Here is a 20197-nt window from a genome sequence, read left to right on the forward strand (position 1 = left end):
ATGATTTTATTTGCAAAAAGACGTTTGGCGAAAATTTGGAATTACAGGGACTTTATCAAGAGTTCGATTCTGAACGATGTGCGGATGCGCTTTTCCAGAAGTAGCATCGGTGGACTATGGGTATTGATTCAGCCGCTGGCCCAGTCTGCGATTTTTGCGCTTGTTCTAGCTGTTATCATGAAGGCGCGCCTTCCTGGTATTGATAACACTCATGCCTATGCAGCCTATTTGTTGAGCGGGATGCTATGTTGGTCTCTGTTTCAGGAAAGCCTTTTCAAAGGCTTAGGGCTTTTCACAGACAATGCAGGGCTTATAAAGAAGGTTAATTTTCCGCTGCTGACTCTTCCTTTGATCGGTGCGGGAATATGCCTTCTAAATAATACATTTCTATTCATAGCTACGGCGTTGATATTGGTGTTGCTGGGTTTTTTTCCTACGGAAAAAATAATATTTCTACCTTTGCTAATGATATTGACCCTTCTGATTGGCTTCTCTATTGGTTTGGTTTTGGGCGTATTCAATGCATTCGTAAGAGATGTCGGTGTTGTTGTACCCATAATCATGCAGTTCCTATTTTGGTTTTGCCCTATAGTGTACAGCCCTGCCAGCCTGCCCCCTGTGTTTTGGGACATCGTTGTTAGAAATCCGATGTCTGGGCTTGTTCAGTCTTATCAAGCCATTCTTGTATTCGACAGTGCACCCCATCTTAATTGGTTGCTTCCTGCTTTGGTGATAGGTGCTCTTTCACTTATTTTGTTCCGCTTCCTGTTGCGGCGGACCTTTGCTCAGCTGGTTGATATTCTATGAGCGCCCCTGGTAGCTTTCACGTTAGTCATCTGAGTAAGAAGTTTGCTAAGTTCAGGAGTGATGGCCACCGTTTGGCTCATTGCTTGAGTAGACGAGTGGCGCCATTGAGCGAAGTCGCGGTGCTGAATGATCTTAGCTTCAGTATCGCGCCTGGTGAAGCGTTAGGTATCGTTGGGCACAACGGTGCGGGCAAAAGTACCTTGCTCAAGATTATTACGGGCACCCTGGCACCTACTACAGGCCAAGTGATACTGAATGGTCGAGTGTTTGCCATTCTTGAGCTTGGCATGGGTTTCAATCCCGATTTGACGGCGAGGGAAAACGTTCGTCACGTCGCAGGGCTGATGGGCATTTCCAGCGCTGAGCTGGAAGAGGTGCTGCCGGATCTGGAAGCTTTTGCCGAAATCGGGCCTTACTTTGATCAACCCATGCGGCACTATTCTAGTGGCATGCACATGCGTGTGGCCTTTGCGCTTGCGACGGCTATTCGTCCTGACATCCTTATAGTCGACGAAGCCTTGAGTGTGGGGGATGCTTACTTTCAACATAAAAGCTTTGATCGAATTCGTTCTTTCCGCGAGCAGGGGACGACTCTCTTATTTGTCTCTCATGATAAGTCTGCAATTTTAGCACTCTGTGACAGGTGTATATTGCTTGATCACGGCAGACTGCTCATGGATGGTCCACCTACTGCAGTAATGGACTACTACAATGCACTAGTGGCGGAAAAGGAAAGTGCCACTCTTGTCCAGACGGTGAATACCGACGGTTTGACCACAACTCGCTCCGGTACTGGCGAAGTCACCATCAGCGATATTCGCCTTGTCTGCAAAGGCGATACGGTAGACCTGATTGAGGTCGGTGAGGACATCACCCTGCGCCTTGAGGCGAGCTGCCATGCACCTGTTGCCCGGCTGGTCGTTGGCTACATGATAAAGGACCGGTTAGGGCAAGCTGTCTTTGGCACCAATACCCATCATACCAAGCAGCCTCTGGTTGATCTGAGAGAAGGAGACTTTGTTAACTTTGAATTTAATTTTCCAGCGAATCTTGGACCTGGAAGTTATTCGATTTCAATCTCTCTTTCGAGCACGGAAAACCATTTGCAAAACAACTACGAATGGCGTGACTTGGCGTTGGTGTTCACGGTAGTTAATACCCGCCATCATCACTTCGCCGGTAGTGCCTGGATTCCTCCCGTTATTAAAATATCAAGAAAATCATGACCGCTTCTTTCTCCCACGCAAAACTGTATGTCAAGCATCGGGCCAAGCTGGCGTTGGTAGACGCGATTCGCTTTGTTATTTCCAGGCCCCGACTGTTGTCTGCCGGTATGCGAATAGTAAATCGAGTTCCCGCACTCAAATGGCGTCTTTGGCGGGTGCATGCTTCCATGCGTAGTAGCCAAGCCGATCCTACTGTGAGACTACCTGATACGCCGCCGCCAGCAGCGCAGTCTGTCTATTTACAGCTAATCGAGCCTGGGATGAAAGTATAAATGCGTATCGTGATTGATCTGCAGGCTTGTCAGACGCCTGCCACTCGGAATCGTGGGATAGGCAGATATACGCTGTCTCATATTCAAACGTTCGTGAAGTATGCAGGTAATCACGAAGTTTTTATCGTTTTGAGCAATAACTTCAGCGAAACCATCGCTCCGCTTAAAGCGATGTTTTCCGATCTTCTGCCTGAAGATAACATTAAGGTTTTTTGCAGCCTTACTCAGTTGGTCGATATTGGCTCGGCCAACAGTTGGCGACATCTCGCTATGCAGGAAGTCTATCAGGACTTCATTGCCATGCTGAAGCCTGATGTTTTTCTGCATACCAGCATCTTCGATGCGCTGAGTGAAGGTGTAACCGGTATCCTGAATGGGAATCCGGGCCTCAATGCCATTACGCTCTACGATCTCATCCCCTATCGCTATGCCAGTCATTATCTGGCAGATGAATCGATGCGTAACTGGTATCTGAAGAAACTTCAGTTATTGAAAAATGCGGATATCCTGTTGGCGATATCTGAAGCCTCCCGGCTCGAAGCCATTGAGCTTTTGAACATCGCGCCAGAAAGGATCGTGAATATAAGTTCCGCGATTGGCGATCACTTCAAAGTTTGTGAGCTCAGTGAGTCGAGAAAGGCCGCCTTGCGCGAGCAATATGGTCTCAGTGAGCGCTTTGTGCTCTACACGGGAGGCATTGAGTTCCGCAAAAACAATGAGCGGCTCATCGAAGCCTACGGACAACTCCCCAAATCGATCCGCCAAACGTGTCAGTTAGTCATCGTCTGTAATGTCGATCCGGCAGCCCGCGAGCGGGTATTGCGGATTGCCAAGGGTGCCGGACTGTCACCGCGTGAACTCGTTTTGACCGGATTCGTACCTGAAGACGACTTGGTAGACCTGTACAACCTGGCAACCCTGTTCGTCTTCCCGGCCTTCCATGAAGGTTTCGGCTTACCAGCCCTTGAGGCCATGGCCTGTGGCGTGCCTACTCTGGTCTCCAACCGTTCGAGTTTGCCTGAGGTAGTAGGGCGGGCGGACGCTCAGTTTGACCCCTTCGATCCGGCGTCCATTGCTGAGGCTATCGCCACTACGCTGGAAAATCCCGAGCGTCTGGCCGAGCTGAGTCGTCATGGACTAGAGCAGGCCAAGCGTTTTTCCTGGGAGCGAACAGCTAAGCTCACGCTGGAGGCTTTTGAAAACGCTCACCGCGCTCATATTGAGGAACGGACCGGTCAGTTGAACGGTGTGAAGGCTGTGCCGGAATGGCCCCTACCCAAGCTGGCCTTTGTTTCGCCGCTTCCTCCTAGTGAATCGGGAATCGCCGACTATAGTGCCGAGCTGCTGCCTGAGCTAGCGAGATACTACGATATCGATGTGATCACGCCTCAGGAATCCCTTAGCCAGCATTGGCTACAGGCGAATTATCCCTGTCATACGCCGGAGTGGTTCGCTGAGCACCACCAACAATACGATCGTGTGCTGTACCAATTCGGCAATAGCCATTTTCACAGTCACATGTTCGGGCTACTGGAAAAGCGCCCCGGCACGGTCGTTCTGCACGATTTTTATCTATCAGGCATCCTCAATTACCTGCAGCAGTCCGGTGTAGCGCCTGGGAGCTTTGATGAGGCGCTTTACCTAGCCCACGGCTATCCAGGAATTTCGGTCGTTGCCCGAGAAGGCTATAACGAAGCCCATCAGCGCTTTCCGGTCAATCTGGCGGTAATTGATCACGCGCAAGGTCTGATCGTTCATAGTGAGCACAGCCGTGAGCTTGCCACTCGCTTCTATGGCCCCGGCTATGGTGATGACTGGGCTTCGCTGCCCCTGCTTCGCGCACCAAAGCAGCTCATGGATGCCCAGGAGGCGAGACAGCAGTTGGGTCTGCCGCCAGACAGTCAGATCGTTGCAAGCTTTGGATTCGTCGCCGCCACGAAGCTCAATAACGAACTGCTCGATGCCTGGTTGGCCACTCAGGAGAACAATCCTCGGGCCTACTTGATCTTTGTCGGCCGCAACAGCCTTGATGCCAGTGGTCAACGCCTGGTTCAGCGCATTCAGGGATCCAGTGCCCGCCAGCGTATCCGTATTACCGGCTTTGCCAGCGTCGAAGACTACAATCGTTGGCTGGCCGCCGCTGATGTAACCGTCCAGTTGAGAGGTGGCTCGCGTGGCGAAACCTCTGCAGCTGTGCTCGATTGCCTGGTTGCTGGCAAGCCTCTCATTTATAACGCTCATGGCAGCGCTGCCGAATTGCCCGAAGGGGTCGCTTGTCGGCTGCCCGATATCTTCACCATCGAGCAATTGAGTGCGGCTATCGAACAGTTGCTGGGCAATCCTCAAGAACTCGCAGATCTAGGTGCCGCAGCTATTGCCTATCGCGAGCGTCACGCGCCGGCCGAGATCGCGCGACGTTATGCCGAGATGATCGAACACTATGCGCGCGAGCACGGGCGAGCCAATCGACGGCGGCTTATCCAGCGCTTGCGGGCGCTGCCAGGCCATGCCGAGCAGGTTCCTACCGCGCTGACCGAACTGGCCTGCGTGATCACTCAGAACACCGATCAGCTGCATGTGCCCGTCTGCTATCTGGATATTTCCGGTCTCTCCGCTGAACTATCCGTCGCGGAGCGTCAGGCGATCGCCCGTCTGCTGCTCGAAAAGACCAGTCACTGGCGGATCGAACTCATAGAGCGTGACGAAAACGGCGACTATTTCCTGGCGTGCGTAAAGGCCTGTGAAATATTGGATATCCCTGCGCGCGCTGACCTGCCGCTGCTTACTCGTGCCGGAGATGCCTGGCTGCATCTTGAGCAGGCGGTAGCGCCGGCCAGACAGTATGCGCGGCTACGGCGGACGGGAACGCTGCGTCGTGCAGACCTTTCCCTGATCACGCCAGCAGCGCTGAGCGAATGGCTCATGGGGAACACCGTCGCCGTCGTGCAGGAGGACTCGCTTGAGCTCTCTGCGTAATTGGCTCAATCAGCATCCGCTCGGTCTGCCCTATCGTTGGACGCGGGATTTGCTGCGCCTTTCAGCCAACCGGCGTGAAACAGCGGCTCAGGTAGATGAGCTGCGCAGCCGGCTGGAGCGTGAAGCGGCAGCCAACGCCCTGTTACGGGAACAGCTGCTGACCGTGCAGCGCAGTCAAATGCTAAGCGGTGATCGCTTCGTCGCCTTGGAGCGTCGGGGCGACTCGCTGGAGGAGCGGGCTGCAGGGCTGGAAGTCGTGGTGCGTGAGCAGGCTACCAAACTCAGGGATCAGGCAGCGGGTCAGGATGCGTTAGGCGGTCGGTTGAATGGCCATGAAGCCGAGTTGAGTTGGCTTGCGCCTATCTACCGCCATCGAGAGTTGCCGTTCAGTCACGCGATACCTGCGCCGGACTGGATTGCCAATGCCGAGGCGGTCATAGGTCAGCGCCTGGCAGATATCCCGCTCACGGAGCGCGAGCACTGGTTCTATAGCTTCTATAGCGAGATGGCTGGTGGCGTGGGCCATATCCTGCGCCGTCAGTACGAGCACTATCTCGCCTACCTGCCACAACTGGCAGGATTACGTGTGCTGGACATCGGCTGCGGCGCAGGGGAATTCCTCAAATTTCTGCAGGAGCATGATCGCTCGGCGCTGGGGCTGGATCTCGATGCCAGTGAGATCGAGCGAGCCGGTGCCGCAGGATTGGAAGCCATCCAGGGAGATGCCGTTGAATTCCTGCCAGCGAGCAGCGAGCGCTTTGCTGCCATCACGTTGTTCCAGGTCATCGAGCATATCCCGCCAGCGCAGCTTCGTCCCTTGGTGGCGGCCTGTGTCGATGCCCTGGCTCCGGGAGGCGCACTGCTCATGGAAACCGTCAATTTGCGGCATCCTGGGGCGCTCAACGGCTTCTATACCGACCCCACCCATCAGATACCCATCTCCGATACCTACCTGAGCTTTCTGTTCCGCTGGTATGGCCTGGAACGTGTCGAACTGGTCTATACCTTGCCGGAATGGCAGCTGGGTCTGAATCAGGATGATGCTCCGCGCTGCTATGCGAATTACACCGTGATCGGCTACAAAGCGCCCTGACATGGGTTTCCTACGCCTCGTATTGGCTTGCCTGGTACTGGTCAGCCACCTCGGCATAAGCATTGCCGGCTACAACCCGGGCGTGGTCGCGGTCATCGTTTTCTATCTGCTGGCGGGGCAGGTGGTAGGCAAGCTCTGGAGCCGTCGCCCACAGCATGAGGGTGCTTGGGGCGCCTGCTGTTGGTTCTACCAGGATCGCCTGTGGCGCATTCTGCCGCTGTACCTGCTGACGCTGGCGCTGGCAGCCCTGCTATGGTGGAGCGGAGCGGCTTCGCCTTTCTTACGTAAGGCGCCGGTACTGGGCGACTGGCTCGCCAATCTGAGCATCCTGCCGCTCAACTATTATATGTATAGCGGCCAGGACGCCTTCACCCTCATCCCTCCCGCATGGTCGCTGGCGGTCGAGCTGCAGGTCTATCTGCTCATGCCGCTGCTGCTGGGGTGGCGCTGGTTGGGCATTGCCGCTTCGGTGATCAGTGTTCTGGTGTTTATCGCTGCCCAGTGGGGTTGGTTGAATACCGACATCTTCGGCTACCGATTGCTGCTCGGAGTGCTCTTCGTGTTCCTCGCCGGCGATCTGTTCAACCGCAATGTGGCCTGGGCAAAAGGGCTGTTAGCACTGCTCTGGACGCTGGCGCTGGCCTATGCGTTGTTTCTACTCTCCTCCGGTATACATCGCCCATATGACGTTGAGGTTGCACTGGGTCTGACGCTTGGCATCCCGTTGATCGCCTGGCTCCTGGCGTATCCACCCAGAGGTATCTGGCATCTCTGGCAGCAGCGACTAGGCAGCCTGACCTATGGTGTCTTCCTTTTGCACTTTCCTGCGCTGTGGTTTCTGCAGCTTTTGCTGCATGACCACCCATCGGCATGGATGGTGATGGGAATTTCTCTGCTTTGGGCCGCCCTGGCTCATCGCTTCTTCGAACAGCCGCTTTGGCAGCGCTTCCGCCCAATAGCCACGCGGCTTTGAGCCCTGAATACTGGCGCTATGCCAGGTTTAGACACTGTGAGTACGTTCACCCTTCTAGCGTGACCGCTCCTCGGCCTATCGAAAAAAATCCTTGTAAAGCGTGATCGGTTTCGGCATTTTTCGGCCCAGATACCAATTGGTCCATGTGTGAACCAGGTATCAACCAGCAGGAGCCAAGCAGGGAAGTGTCACGAGACCGGATTAGGCTTGCCAGTTTTGTGAACTGGTCGTCATAATCTCGGCGCCCGAGTCGCCCTCAGGCCCGCGAAACGCGTGTTTATCCTTAAGGAGTTTCAAATGGCAACTGTTGCAAACAACGCCCAGGTTTCCGCTCTTTACGCTGCCGTTTTCGGCCGCGCGCCTGACAAGGCTGGTCTGGACTTCTGGACTGCTCAGCTGGATGGCGGCGCTACCCTGGCCACTACCGCTGCTGGTTTCGTGGGTCACCCGGTCTTCACCCAGACCTACGGCAGCCTGACCAACATCCAGTTCGTCAACCAGGTGTACCAGAACGTACTGGGCAGCTCGGGCGACGCCAAGGGCGTGCAGTTCTGGGTCAACAAGCTGGCCAACGAAGGCTACTCCAAGGCTCAGTTCATCGCTGAATTCGTACAGGGCGCTCTGACCATCGACCTGGCTGCCCAACTGGCCGCCGGTGCCCTGACCCAGGCTGAATACGATGCCGCCGTTACCCGTCAGAACACCCTGACCAACAAGGCCGACGTAGGCGTTTCCTTCGCCAACACCTTCGCTGCCAAGTCCAACCTGTCCGCCAGCACTGACGCTTCCAGCGCCAACGTTGTCAACGACGCTGCCTACAAGGCCGGCGCTGCTGCCATCGCCAGCGTTACCGCTGACAAATCCACCGCCGATGCTGCCAAGGCCGCCATCGCTGATGCTGCCAAGACCACTGATCCGGTCTCGTCGCTGTCGGGTAGCCTGGCTAACGCTGGTACCGGCCTGAAACTGGCCGCCTTCCAGGCTGCTACCAAGTCGCAGGCTGATCTGGCCACTAGCATTGTTACTTCCGTCAAGGACATCGCTGGCTCTCCGATCACCGCTGCTAACCAAGTAAACGATGCTAACCTCCAAAGCCTCGTAAACTCGAGCAACTCTGCCTACCAGCAGTCTCAAATCAACCTCAATACTGCAAACAAAGCTCTGGCTGACGCTCGCGTTACTAAGTCGGACGCTGATGTTGCAAAAGCTGCTGCTACTGCGCAGGCCAACGTTGACACTATTGGCAAGGCTTTGATTGATGCTAGCAATGCACCTGTTCAAAATGCTGCAGTAAAATTTACTGCAGCCGCAGGGAATAATGCTGCTAAATCTGAAGTTAATACCGACTTCTTTAGCTCTTTCTCCGCTACCAAGCTGGCTGCTGTGAACTCTCTGCTGGCTGCCGTAGGTGAAAAAACGCTGGCCGATGGTACTAGCTCTACTGATGCACAAGCGGCTCTGAGCTCCTCTGTTCTTACCAAGGTTACTGCTGCTGCAGTTGTTGCTCAGGCTCAAAATGCTAACGTAATTGCCCAGAAAAACTTGGCAAACGATGTAGCAGCTAACGGTACCGATAAGTCGCTCGCGGACAAAATTGCTGCAGATATTAAGTCCCTTACTACCGAAACTGGTAATAAGCTGCAGCTGAAAGCTGATGGTACTCTAGTAACCAATAATACAGAAGCTCAGAACGTTATCGATGGCTACAATGCCTATGTAAAAGGCACCGTAACTGCGACTAAGTTCCTTGATACTGTTGATACCAATGTTGCTGCAATCGACAGCTCCAACAGCAGTCTGAAGGCTCAACTCGCTAGCCTCAAGTCCTTGATTGATACTCGCGATGGTCTGAATGACACAGCTGCTACTGCTCAAAGCAATAGCGATGCTGCTGCCAAAACTGTTGTCGAAATTGCTGCTCAACAACAGCGTGATGCTCAAGTGAAGGCAATCACTACTAGCACCGATGCAGTTACCAAGGCGAAAGCTCAACTGGACCTGGTTACTAAGGCTCAGACTGATTACACTGCTGCTGAAAAAGTAACTGCCGATGCCAAAGCTGCGCTGGGCACTGACGTAACTGTCGATACTCTGGATGCTACTGATACTGGTACCATTTCTGGCCAGGCCGCTAAATCTGACATCTATGTCTTCGATGCTAGCAATGCTACAAAAACTGGTGCATTCACTCTGACGCTGGAAAACTCCATCGACAAACTGTTCTTGGGTAACAGTTATGTTCAGGGCGCAGACATTACTAAGGGCAACAACAGCGCTCTTGAGTTTTTTGTCAAGGATAATGCTCAAGGTGTTGCGCAAGTCAGCATTGAAACTACTGCTTTTGGTTCCAGTGCTGCTACCCCTGAAGTTGTGACCATCACCCTGACCGGCCACAGCGCTGCCGACGTCCACTTCGCCAGCGGCTTCATCACCACCAGCGCTCCGGCTACCGCCTAAGTGCTCCTGACTACTTCGGTAGTCTAAGAAAACCCCGGCCTTGGCCGGGGTTTTTTATGGGCTGTACCTTTTGCAGCCAATAAAAAAGCCGCTCTGGTGAGCGGCTTTTTGCTGTGAAGTCATGTTAGACGATATCGTGGATCGCGGGATCGATCCCGATCAGTTTCAGGGCCTCCACGGTGCTGGTAGGCGTCACCGCTTCGGCGATGGCCTTGCCCTTGGTGATGGATTCGGCCGCCGTGTTCCAGCCCAGCGCCATGTCCAAGGAAAAGGCCCGGCTGACCGCCAGCTTGTTGTCCGCGGCATCGGCGACCCAGCCCCAGGTGGCATCACCCTTGTAGACATGGGCGGCCTGGGTGACGTTCTGGATAAAGGAGGCGCGAGTCTCTTCACCGGTAGCGAGCTTGTTTTGCCAGTAGGCCATGCCGCCGGCATCCACACTGTCGCGCTCGAGCACGTTCTTGTACACGGTGCGGATAAAGGCGTCGGGGCTCATATCCCGCGCATAGCCGGTGTAGTCGGCGTAGACCAGAGCGGCGTTGAAAAAGGCATCGCCCATCTGCCTGAGGCTCATGCCGGTATCCTGCTGACCAAGCCAGTAGGCCAGGCCCGAGGCATCAGGAATACGGTTGAAGAAGCCGTGGTACAGCTCAATGACGTTGTTGACCTGAGCGGTGGTATGGCGTGCGGCGATATCCTGTACCGTGAGGTCGACGGTGTAGTCGGAGAAGCGCAGCAGCTCCACATCCTGCAGGAGATTGTTGCCATCCATGCCGTCCTTGAGCGCGCCCACGGCAAACTGGGTGCCGCTCTCGTGCTGGATATGATAATCGGCGCGAGCACCCAGGAAGGTCACTTCATCATGGCCAGCGCCACCGTCGAAGCGCTCGTCGACGCGACCGGTCTTCCAGCTGTCGTTGCCAGCCGTACCCGTGAGCGACACCATGCTGCTGCCCAGGAGATTGCCATTGCTGGCAATGAGCCGTTCGAGCATCGGGCTTTGCCAGCCGATGTCGGCCCAGTGACTTTCGGTGGTGCTGCCACTGCTCTTGACGCCGATGATCTGCGCCTTGCCATTGGCGTCATAGACGAACAGCGGGCCACCCGAGCTGCCAGGGCCAAGAATGTCGCTACCACTGCCGGAATTGGCGCTGTAGACCTCGTAGCCATTTTCCTTGGTGACATAGGCCCGGCCCTCGATCATGCCGGTCGAGCCCTCGGGGTAGCCCAGCTGATAGGCCCACTGGGGCGTATCGTGACCGGCATCTATCCCGAACCAGCCGAGGCGGGCGCCGATCGCCTTGCTCAGGCCGATGATCGCCATGTCGTACTGGCTTTCGCCGTAGGTGACGGTGAGGTTGGAGCCTACCGAAAAGACCTGGTCTGGATAGCCGTAGGCATCCCACTGGAAGCGTCCCATCTGCACCAGTGGCTGGCTTTCGAAGCGCCCGGTGGCGGAGTTGTAGTCCACCCCGGCATAGACCTCGAGCTGGGTTGCCCAGCCGCCGTGATCGGGCGCATAGACCACGTGAGTGGCGGTCAGCAGGTCATTGCTGCCTACCAGGGCGGCGGTACCCACGGCGCGATAGCCATCGGCATAAGTCGTGATAACCAGCGTCGTGGCGCTGTAGGGGTACTTGTTGAGTGTCTGAACTTCGGATGCCATGGGGCGCGCTCCTGAACGACTACGAGCGAAGCGCCGGCTGCAATAGCGGGGCGCACAACGGAGGGGAGAAGGGAGGTTAGCATGCCCTTGCGATCCTCTCTGACGTGCCGGGATAATCGGTACTTTTGCCTGATCGCTGGCTGGCTTACCGCAACGGTATGGGCTCGAGCGTGGCATCTACTGCCCATTCAACAGAACAGAGTACTGCCATGCGCGTGTTGCACTTCTTCAAAACCTATTTCCCCGACACGGTAGGTGGCATCGAGCAGGTCATTGCGCAACTCTGTGATGGAAGTACAGCGCGGGGTGTAGAGGCGCGAGTGCTGACATTAAGTCGCGATCCTCATCCTTCAAGGATCGAACACGGTCTACATCCGGTCCGTCGGGTGCGCGAGCAGCTCAATGTGGCATCAACGGGTTTTGGTCTTGGTGCCTTGAGTGCTTTCAGGGAAGAGGCTGCCGCGGCAGATCTGGTTCACTACCATTTTCCATGGCCATTCATGGATCTGCTGCAGCTTGCCGGGCTATCCGACAAGCCTTATCTCGTGAGCTACCACTCGGATGTCGTCAAGCAGCAGCGTCTATTGCAGCTCTATCAGCCGGTGATGCATCGATTCCTGGGCGGGGCGCAGCATATTCTGGTGTCGTCACCCAACTATCTACAGTCGAGCGCCGTGCTGCAAAAGCACCAGTCACGTTGTCGCCTGGTGCCCTATGGTCTGGATGACAGAAGTTATCCCACGGCGTCCGCAGACGTGCTGGCGAAGTGGCGTGCTCGTCTGCCGGAGCGCTTCTTTCTGTTTGTGGGTGTATTGCGATACTACAAGGGTTTGACCTTTCTGCTGGACGCCCTGGCTGGTCAGCCCTGGCCGCTGGTAATCGCCGGCGCCGGTCCGGAGGAGTCTGCACTCAAGGCGCAAGTGGAGCGTCTTGGTTTGACCGCCCAGGTGCATTTCGTGGGTCGCATCGATGAATTGGACAAAGCCGCTCTGTTCGAGCTCTGCTATGCCTTCGTGTTTCCCTCTCATCTGCGCTCCGAATCCTTTGGCATCTCGCTGCTGGAGGCGGCCATGTATGGCAAGGCCTTGGTTAGTTGTGAAATAGGCACTGGCACCAGCTATATCAATGAGGATGGCGAAACAGGTCTGCTAGTAGAGCCTGCATCGGCTCTCTCGTTGCGCAAGGCCTTGGGTACCTTGATGGAGAACGATGCAACCACCGCGAGAATGGGGCAAGCGGCGCGGCAGCGTTATGAGGCGTTGTTTACCCAAGAGAAAATGGTAGAGCGTGTTGTGGAGCTGTACGAAGAAACTTTGGGGTGTGACAGCTGAAGCTGGTGACGCGGTTTAAATCGTAAAACAGGTTTTCATTCAGGGCCTGCTATCATGATGCCTCTTTTATCGGGAGGCAATATGACTGAAGAAGATCGAGAAATCGCCAATGTGGCCAGTGACGTCAAAGAAGAGAAAAGTGTCTGGCGTAAACTGGTGGACTTGGCCGCCATATCGACTGTGCTACTTTTAGTCTCATCTTGGATTTTTCTCTTAAATGGCCGTTCTTATCACGATGGCTATATAAGTTATTTGAAACATGAAACAAGCATGTTTCCAATCACCAATGCTGACTCTGCATTTTATGGGGCAATCGCTTGGTTCAAGCTGATTACCGGTATTCTGGACCGTATTTCCAAAGGTCCTGCTTGGGTTGTCATTGTTTTGTTAGTCGTACTAATTCTTGCCGTATTGGTCTGCATAGAGTTGGGTGAATATTTCAATCAGAGGATAGTCATCAAGCGTAAAAAACCGTCAATATTGAAAAAATTTCCGCTGGTGGAATCTTGCTGCTTGACTGGTATCTGGGTTTTCATAACTGTTTATGCTGTGGCTGGATTATTTATCTTTATTGTTTTGGCAATAGCTCTAATGATTAATCCATTCCGTAGCGTAGGCGAGGACGCGGCCAAACTCGATCTGAGTAAAGAGTACACGGATGCACCCTGGATACAGCTGCAGGCGCCAGGAAGTAGTTCGCCAGAGCGTTTTCGTGTCGTGGAGTGTTCCGCACAGTTCTGTGCGCTGTACAGGAAGCCAAGCGTAGTGGCGGTTCCGGTTGGCAAGGTCGAGTGGGTAGAGGCCTTGCCGCCAGGGCAAAAGGCGAGTCGCTAGATCAGCTTCAAGGTATGGCAGGGTCGGTAACAGGACCTTGCCAGCCAAGGGCAGGTGTCACACGACGAGACACTGAAAAGAGAGGGGGGAGATGGTGCCGGCACCAGGAGTCGAACCCGGGACCTACTGATTACAAGTCAGTTGCTCTACCAGCTGAGCTATACCGGCAAGGGGGAGGCCATTATAGCCATGGAAAAGCCCTTGTAAACCAAGGATGTGCGACGGTTAAGGCTGGCGTAAGCCAGCTGCGGCTAAAATGGCGCAAAGAGCTTGCGAGGAGCCGCTGATGAGAACCAAAACCCTGGCCGTCCTGGCCGCTGCCCTGGCCGGTTGCACCAGCCAGGCGAATCTTGAACGCAATCCGCCCATGGAGCTGCGCACGGGCAAGAGTGCTGAGGACTATCGCACCTGTCTGGTGGCCGGCCTGGAGAAGGATGGTCGGCACGTGCTGGTCCAGCCGCAGGGCAGCAGTGGGCAGCGCCTGCTGGTGGACAGCAAGGTGCCTGGGGCGACCGCGGCGATCATCGACATCGGTTCGGCGTCGCGCGGCACGCGTATCCAGCTGCGTGAGCAGATGGCCAACAATCCGCTGCGGCCGCGGACCATTCTGACGGCGGTCAAGGATTGTCTGTGAGGTGAGCGGCTAGGCAGGCTGCCCTCACCCTGGCCCTCTCCCCGAGGGAGAGGGGGAAGAGCGGACTGCCCGTCGTCACCTGGAAAGGCATATACAAGAAGGGCGCCCGAGGGCGCCCTTCTTGCGTTCCGCTGCCTGGGATCAGGCGGCCGGTTGGTCACGACGCTGCGGGACGGGCTCGGCGGCGCGCTGGCCGTTGACGTCACGCATGGGAGTACCCCGTACCGGGGCGCCGTTGGCGACGTAGTAGGCGGCATTGCTGCGCGGCAGCGGGGCGCGACCACGGATTTTGTCGGCGATCTTCTCGGCGAGCATGATGGTCGGGGCGTTGAGGTTGCCCGTCGCGATGATCGGCATGATGGAGGCGTCCACCACGCGCAGGCCTTCCAGGCCGTGCACGCGACCGGCGCCGTCGACCACCGCCATGTCGTCGGTACCCATCTTGTTGGAGCAGGACGGGTGATAGGCGGTCTCGGCATGGGAGCGCACGAAGGCGTCCAGCTGGGCATCGGTCACGCAATCGCGGCCCGGGTTGATCTCTTCGCCACGATAGGGATCCAGCGCCGGCTGCTGCATGATTTCGCGGGTCAGGCGAATGCCGTCGCGGAATTCGCGCCAGTCCTGCTCGGTGCTCATGTAGTTGAACAGGATGCTCGGATGCTGGCGCGGATCGCGCGAGGTCAGTTCGATGCGGCCGCGGCTGGGCGAGCGCATGGAGCCGACGTGGGCCTGGAAGCCATGGGCTTCGATGGCGTTGGTGCCGTTGTAATTGATGGCGATCGGCAGGAAGTGGTACTGGATGTTGGGCCAGTCGAATTCCTCGCTGGAGCGGATGAAACCGCCCGCCTCGAAGTGGTTGCTGGCGCCGAGGCCGGTGCCCTTGAGCATCCATTCCAGGCCGATCTGCGGCTGGTTGTACCACTTCAGCGCCGGATACAGCGAGACCGGCTGCTTGCACTCGTACTGCAGGTACATCTCCAGGTGGTCCTGCAGATTCTGGCCGACGCCGGGCAGGTCGTGGACGACCGGGATGTCGAAGCGACGCAGCAGCGGCGCGGGGCCGACGCCGGAGCGCTGCAGGATCTGCGGCGAGGCGATGGCGCCGGCGCAGAGCAGGACTTCACGACGGGCGCGCACGGTGATGGCTTCCAGCGAATCGCCCTTCATGTAGGCCACGCCATTGGCGCGCTTGCCTTCGAAGAGGATGCGATCGGTGGTGGCGTGGGTGACGATGGTCAGGTTCGGGCGACCCTTGGCCTGGTCCAGATAGCCGCGCGCGGTGCTGGAGCGACGGCCGTTCGGAGTGACGAAGCGGTCCATCGGGCCGAAGCCTTCCTGCTGATAGCCGTTGAGGTCTTCGGTGCGTGGATAGCCCGCCTGGACACCGGCTTCGACCATGGCTTCGAACAGGGGATTGGTATTCGGCTTGGCGGTGGTCACCGAGACCGGGCCGTCGCCGCCGTGCCAGTCGTTGGCCCCGGCGTCGCGCTTCTCGGCCTTGCGGAAGTAGGGCAGGCAGTCGAGGTAGGTCCAGTCGTCCAGGCCATCGAGTTGCGCCCAGTTGTCGTAGTCCAGGGCGTTGCCGCGGATGTAGCACATGCCGTTGATCAGCGAAGAGCCGCCCAGGCCCTTGCCGCGACCGCATTCCATCCGGCGGTTGTCCATGTGCGGCTCGGGCTCGGTCTGGTAGGCCCAGTTGTACTGCTTGCCCTGCAACGGATAGGCGAGGGCGGCCGGCATCTGGGTACGGAAGTCCAGACGATAGTCGGGGCCGCCGGCTTCCAGCAGCAGGACGGTCACGTCCTGGTCTTCGGTCAGCCGGGTGGCCAGGACATTGCCGGCCGAGCCGGCGCCTATGACGATGTAGTCGAATTCGTGTGCCATGAAAAAGTCTCCTCCTGACGGCGGGTGGGGTCTGGCCCCAGCCCCGGACCCTCTCCAGCGGAGAGGGAAGAAAAGCGCTGCCTGAGCGGCTTAGAAGATCGAGGCGTAGTCGCCCAGCTCGACCTGCACCGACTTGATGCGGGTGTAGTGGCCGAGGGTGGTGAGGCCGTTTTCGCGACCGACGCCGGAGTGCTTGTAGCCACCCACCGGCATCTCGGCGGGGGATTCGCCCCAGGTGTTGATCCAGCAGATGCCGGCTTCCAGGCGGTGGATCATGCGGTGGGCGCGGGCCAGGTCACGGGTGACCACGCCGGCCGCCAGGCCGTACTCGGTGTCGTTGGCGCGGCGCACCACCTCGTCCTCGTCGGCATAGGCCAGGATGCTCATGACCGGGCCGAAGATCTCTTCGCGGGCGATGGCCATGTCGTCACGGCAATCGGTGAAGACGGTGGGAGCGACGAAGTTGCCCTTGGCCAGCTCGCCCTGGGTGACGCGCTCGCCACCGGTGAGCAGGCGGGCGCCTTCGGTCTGGCCCTGGGCGATGTAGCCCAGCACCTTTTCCATGTGTGGGGTGCTGACCAGCGGCCCGAAGTTGGTTTCGGCGGCCAGGGGATCGCCCAGCTTGATGCGCTTGACCCGCTCCACCACCTTGGCTTCGAAGTCGGCCTTGAGCGCCTGGGGCACGAAGACGCGGGTGCCGTTGGTGCAGACCTGGCCGGAGCTGAAGAAGTTGGCCATCACGGCGATGTCGGCGGCGCGCTCCAGATCGGCGTCGTCACAGACGATCAGCGGCGACTTGCCGCCCAGCTCCATGGTGACTTCCTTGAGGGTCGAGCCGGCGGCGCTGGCCATGACCTTCTTGCCGGTAGCGACGCCGCCGGTAAAGGAGATCTTCTCGATGCCGGGATGCTCGGTCAGCGCCACGCCGACCTCCGGGCCGACGCCATTGACCACGTTGAAGACGCCATCGGGCAGGCCGGCCTCGGTGTAGATCTCGGCCAGCTTCAGCGCGGTCAGCGGGGTGACTTCGCTGGGCTTGAAGATCATGGCGTTGCCGGCGGCCAGGGCCGGAGCGGATTTCCACAGGGCGATCTGGATCGGGTAGTTCCAGGCGCCAATGCCGGCGACCACGCCCAGCGGCTCGCGGCGGGTATAGACGAAGGAGGTCTCGCGCAGCGGGATCTGCTCGCCTTCCAGCGCCGGGACGAGGCCTGCGTAGTACTCGAGCACGTCGGCGCCGGTGACGATGTCCACGGCCTGGGTCTCGGATAGGGCCTTGCCGGTGTCCAGGGTTTCCAGCAGCGCCAGCTCATCGTTGCGCTCGCGGAGGATGTCCACGGCCTTGCGCAGGATGCGCGAGCGCTGCATGGCGGTCATCGCGGCCCAGACCTTCTGGCCGGCAGCGGCAGCGGCCACCGCCTTGTCCACGTCGGCGCGGCTGGCGCTCTGTACCACGGCAAGCACCTCGCCGGTGGCGGGATTCAGGGTTTCGAAGGTGGCGCCACCGGTGGCGGCGACATAACGGCCACCAATGTAGAGCTGCTGTTCGGCGAAACGGGCCATGGACGTTCTCCCAAGCTGGGCGGGCGCCGTGGCACCCGCAAGGAACACAGGGGGCGCGAAAGAAGGAGCTCTTTGCGCCAGCGATGAATCCAGTCTACTTAATTTTTATTGAACGTTCAATCAATTAAAAATTCGCAGGCGTGCCGAGACGGGCCGATGGGCGGCCCAGAGCGGTTCGATCAGAGAGGGATGGATAAGGAAAAGCGGGAGGGGAGCCCCGGGCGGAGCGGACCGGCCGGGGTCGAAGCGGTCAGGGAGCGGTCAGGCCTTGGCCAGTTGCAGGTCCAGGTAGTCGTAGGCGATCTGCAGGGCCTGCTGAGTGTTGAAGGTGTCGCCGGAAAGGGCGCCGCGCAGCCAGAGGCCATCGATGATGGCGGCCAGGCCGCGCGCCGAGGCGCGGGCCTGCTCATGGGGCAGGAGGCGCCGGAATTGCCAGCAGAGGTTGGAATAGAGGCGCAGGTCGTTGATGCGTTGCAGGCGGCGCAGGTTGGGCTGGTGCATGCTGGTGGCCCAGAAGGCCAGCCAGGTCTTCATGGCCGGGCCGCTGACCTGGGTATCGTCGAAGTTGCCCTGGATGATGGCGCGCAGGTTGGCAGCGGGATCATCGCCGGGCAGGGCGGCGCGGCGTTCGCGCACGGCCTGGCGCAGAGCATTCATCAGATGCCGCATGGTGGCTTCGAGCAGGCCGTTCTTGTCCTGGAAGTAGTGGCTGATGATGCCGTTGGAGACGCCGGCCTTGCGGGCGATGAAGGCGATACTGGCGTCGCCCATGCCGACTTCGTCGACGGCTTCGAGGGTCGCGGCAATGAGCTGCGAACGGCGGATGGGTTGCATCCCGACCTTGGGCACGAGGCATCTCCTGGACAGAGCGGAAGGAGCCTCGGAGGGTAACTATTTTTTATTGAACGTTCAATCAATAAAAACGGTCACGACCTCTTGGATTGTGCCCTGGCCAAGGCGGCAATACCAGTCCTGACAGGTGGTTACTTTTAATAACCGCCCGAAAGGCGTAGGCTGGGAACCAGTTCTGCTTCGAGGATCGCCATGGACGCCGTGGTCAGTCGTATCTCCAGCCGTCGCCGCCTGCATGCCCATGCCTGTCCCATCCGGGATGTGCTGGACCGCATCGGCGATGCCTGGTCCTTGCTCACGCTCTTCACCTTGGAACCCGGTCCGCTGCGCTTCAACGAATTGCGCCGGCGGGTCGACGGCATTTCCCAGCGCATGCTCAGCGTGACCCTGCGTCAACTGGAGCGCGATGGCCTGGTGTCCCGCACGGTGACGCCGACCAAGCCGCCCCAGGTGGAATACGCCCTCACCGAGCTGGGCCAGAGTCTGATGGTGCCGGTGGGTGCCCTGGCCGCCTGGGCCTCGGCGAAGCAGCCTTTAATTCAGCGCCACAGGGCGGCCTACGATCAGGCCGCCGAGGAGAATCCTGATGACCCGTCTCTCTAAGACCGCCCTGTCGGTCCTCGACCTGGTCCCCATCCGTGACGACGGCGACGCGACCCAGGCGCTGCACAATGCCCTGACCCTGGCGCGCCATGTCGAGCAGCTCGGCTTTTCCCGCTACTGGGTCGCCGAGCACCACAACATGGACGGTATCGCCAGCTCAGCGACCAGCGTGCTGCTGGGCTACCTGGCGGCCGGCACCAGCACCCTGCGCCTGGGATCGGGCGGCATCATGCTGCCCAACCACGCACCGCTGGTGGTGGCCGAGCAGTTCGGCACCCTGGCCTCGCTGTATCCGGGCCGCATCGAACTCGGCCTGGGCCGCGCGCCGGGCTCGGATCAGCGCACCGCCTATGCCCTGCGGCGCGACCGCCTGGGCAGCTCCGACGACTTCCCGCGGGACGTGGAGGAGCTGCAGCACTACTTTGGCCCGCAGCAGCCGGCGCAGGGCGTGATCGCCATGCCTGGGGTGGGCACCGAGGTGCCGATCTGGCTGCTGGGTTCGAGCCTGTTCAGTGCCCAGCTGGCGGCGGCCAAGGGGCTGCCCTATGCCTTCGCCTCGCACTTCGCGCCGCGCTATGTGCACGAGGCGATCCGGCTCTATCGCGAGAACTTCAAGCCGTCTGCGGTGCTTGATCGTCCCTATGTGATGCTCGGGGTACCCCTGGTGGCGGCCGACAGCGACGACGAGGCCAATTACCTGGCCACCACCGTCTACCAGCGCATCCTGGCGCTGTTCCGCGGCGACAGCTTGCGCCTGCAGCCGCCGGTGCGCAGCATGGAAGGGGTGTGGTTGCCCCATGAGAAGGAGTCGGTGTCGAGCTTTCTCGGCATGGCGGTGATCGGTGGACCGGACAAGGTCCGCGAGCGCCTGGAGCTGCTGCTGGAGAAGACCGACGCCGACGAGCTGATCTTTACCTGCGACGTCTACGAGCAGGCGGACCGGTTGCGCGCCTTCTCGATCCTGGCGGATCTGAAGGGCGGTTGATCGGGGATTGGGTCTGTTGGGCTTCGCTGCGCTCAGCCCAA

15 protein-coding genes and 1 tRNA gene are annotated in these 20197 nt (G+C 58.4%); 11 read left to right on the plus strand and 5 right to left on the minus strand.

Annotated elements, in window-relative coordinates:
* The 6 genes from V6W80_RS00745 to V6W80_RS00770 all read left to right on the plus strand — a co-directional run bounded on the left by V6W80_RS00745 (window position 1) and on the right by V6W80_RS00770 (window position 9804).
* Window positions 1–807: an ABC transporter permease gene (locus V6W80_RS00745; protein WP_338545618.1), complete on the plus strand. Its 807-nt coding sequence runs from the start codon at window positions 1–3 to the stop codon at window positions 805–807.
* The gene (locus V6W80_RS00750) at window positions 804–2033 is read left to right on the plus strand and encodes an ABC transporter ATP-binding protein (protein WP_338545619.1); all 1230 of its coding nucleotides are present in this window, start codon (window positions 804–806) and stop codon (window positions 2031–2033) included. The genes V6W80_RS00745 and V6W80_RS00750 overlap by 4 nt, the downstream gene beginning before the upstream one ends.
* Before the next feature lie 272 nt (window positions 2034–2305).
* Window positions 2306–5281: a glycosyltransferase gene (locus tag V6W80_RS00755; protein ID WP_338545620.1), complete on the plus strand. Its 2976-nt coding sequence runs from the start codon at window positions 2306–2308 to the stop codon at window positions 5279–5281.
* A complete protein-coding gene (locus tag V6W80_RS00760; protein ID WP_338545621.1) occupies window positions 5265–6374 on the plus strand; it encodes a class I SAM-dependent methyltransferase in 1110 nt (369 codons plus the stop codon). Before V6W80_RS00755 ends, V6W80_RS00760 begins: the two co-directional genes overlap by 17 nt.
* Window position 6375: 1 nt before the next feature.
* Window positions 6376–7347, plus strand: coding sequence for an acyltransferase family protein (locus tag V6W80_RS00765; protein WP_338545622.1), 972 nt, complete (start codon window positions 6376–6378; stop codon window positions 7345–7347).
* 297 nt (window positions 7348–7644) lie between these two features.
* Window positions 7645–9804: a DUF4214 domain-containing protein gene (locus tag V6W80_RS00770; protein WP_338545623.1), complete on the plus strand. Its 2160-nt coding sequence runs from the start codon at window positions 7645–7647 to the stop codon at window positions 9802–9804.
* 124 nt (window positions 9805–9928) lie between these two features.
* On the opposite strand, the gene V6W80_RS00775 is transcribed toward V6W80_RS00770, so the two are convergent.
* Window positions 9929–11470 (minus strand): DUF4214 domain-containing protein, encoded by a 1542-nt coding sequence (locus tag V6W80_RS00775; RefSeq protein ID WP_338545624.1) that lies wholly within the window; start codon window positions 11468–11470, stop codon window positions 9929–9931.
* Window positions 11471–11679: 209 nt separating this feature from the next.
* Here V6W80_RS00775 and V6W80_RS00780 point away from each other — a divergent pair, with 209 nt between their 5' ends.
* Both V6W80_RS00780 and V6W80_RS00785 read left to right on the plus strand, forming a co-directional pair.
* On the plus strand, window positions 11680–12801 hold the full coding sequence (locus tag V6W80_RS00780) for a glycosyltransferase (RefSeq protein ID WP_338545625.1): 1122 nt from the start codon (window positions 11680–11682) through the stop codon (window positions 12799–12801).
* 81 nt (window positions 12802–12882) lie between these two features.
* Entirely contained in the window at window positions 12883–13635 is a 753-nt protein-coding gene (locus tag V6W80_RS00785; RefSeq protein ID WP_338545626.1) for a hypothetical protein, read from the plus strand.
* 92 nt (window positions 13636–13727) lie between these two features.
* On the opposite strand, the gene V6W80_RS00790 is transcribed toward V6W80_RS00785, so the two are convergent.
* Window positions 13728–13803, minus strand: a tRNA-Thr gene (locus V6W80_RS00790).
* A 118-nt stretch (window positions 13804–13921) separates the two neighbouring features.
* Between V6W80_RS00790 and V6W80_RS00795 the strand changes: the two genes are divergently transcribed.
* On the plus strand, window positions 13922–14269 hold the full coding sequence (locus V6W80_RS00795; RefSeq protein WP_257704828.1) for a hypothetical protein: 348 nt from the start codon (window positions 13922–13924) through the stop codon (window positions 14267–14269).
* Between the two features lie 141 nt (window positions 14270–14410).
* On the opposite strand, the gene betA is transcribed toward V6W80_RS00795, so the two are convergent.
* From betA to betI, 3 genes are all read right to left on the minus strand, one after another.
* On the minus strand, window positions 14411–16153 hold the full coding sequence (betA, locus tag V6W80_RS00800) for a choline dehydrogenase (protein ID WP_338545627.1): 1743 nt from the start codon (window positions 16151–16153) through the stop codon (window positions 14411–14413).
* Between the two features lie 90 nt (window positions 16154–16243).
* Window positions 16244–17716 carry a betaine-aldehyde dehydrogenase gene (betB, locus tag V6W80_RS00805; RefSeq protein WP_338545628.1) on the minus strand — a complete coding sequence of 491 codons (1473 nt, stop codon included), beginning with the start codon at window positions 17714–17716 and terminating at the stop codon, window positions 16244–16246.
* Between the two features lie 261 nt (window positions 17717–17977).
* Entirely contained in the window at window positions 17978–18565 is a 588-nt protein-coding gene (gene betI, locus V6W80_RS00810; protein ID WP_027597348.1) for a transcriptional regulator BetI, read from the minus strand.
* 195 nt (window positions 18566–18760) lie between these two features.
* Here betI and V6W80_RS00815 point away from each other — a divergent pair, with 195 nt between their 5' ends.
* Together V6W80_RS00815 and V6W80_RS00820 are read left to right on the plus strand one after the other, a co-directional pair.
* The gene (locus V6W80_RS00815; RefSeq protein ID WP_017641695.1) at window positions 18761–19171 is read left to right on the plus strand and encodes a winged helix-turn-helix transcriptional regulator; all 411 of its coding nucleotides are present in this window, start codon (window positions 18761–18763) and stop codon (window positions 19169–19171) included.
* Window positions 19155–20156, plus strand: coding sequence for an LLM class flavin-dependent oxidoreductase (locus tag V6W80_RS00820; RefSeq protein WP_338545629.1), 1002 nt, complete (start codon window positions 19155–19157; stop codon window positions 20154–20156). Before V6W80_RS00815 ends, V6W80_RS00820 begins: the two co-directional genes overlap by 17 nt.
* Window positions 20157–20197: the final 41 nt, after the last annotated feature.

Origin of the sequence: Pseudomonas benzopyrenica, from assembly GCF_036884265.1 — a bacterium.
In the GTDB taxonomy this organism is placed as follows: Bacteria; Pseudomonadota; Gammaproteobacteria; order Pseudomonadales; family Pseudomonadaceae; genus Chryseomonas; species Chryseomonas benzopyrenica.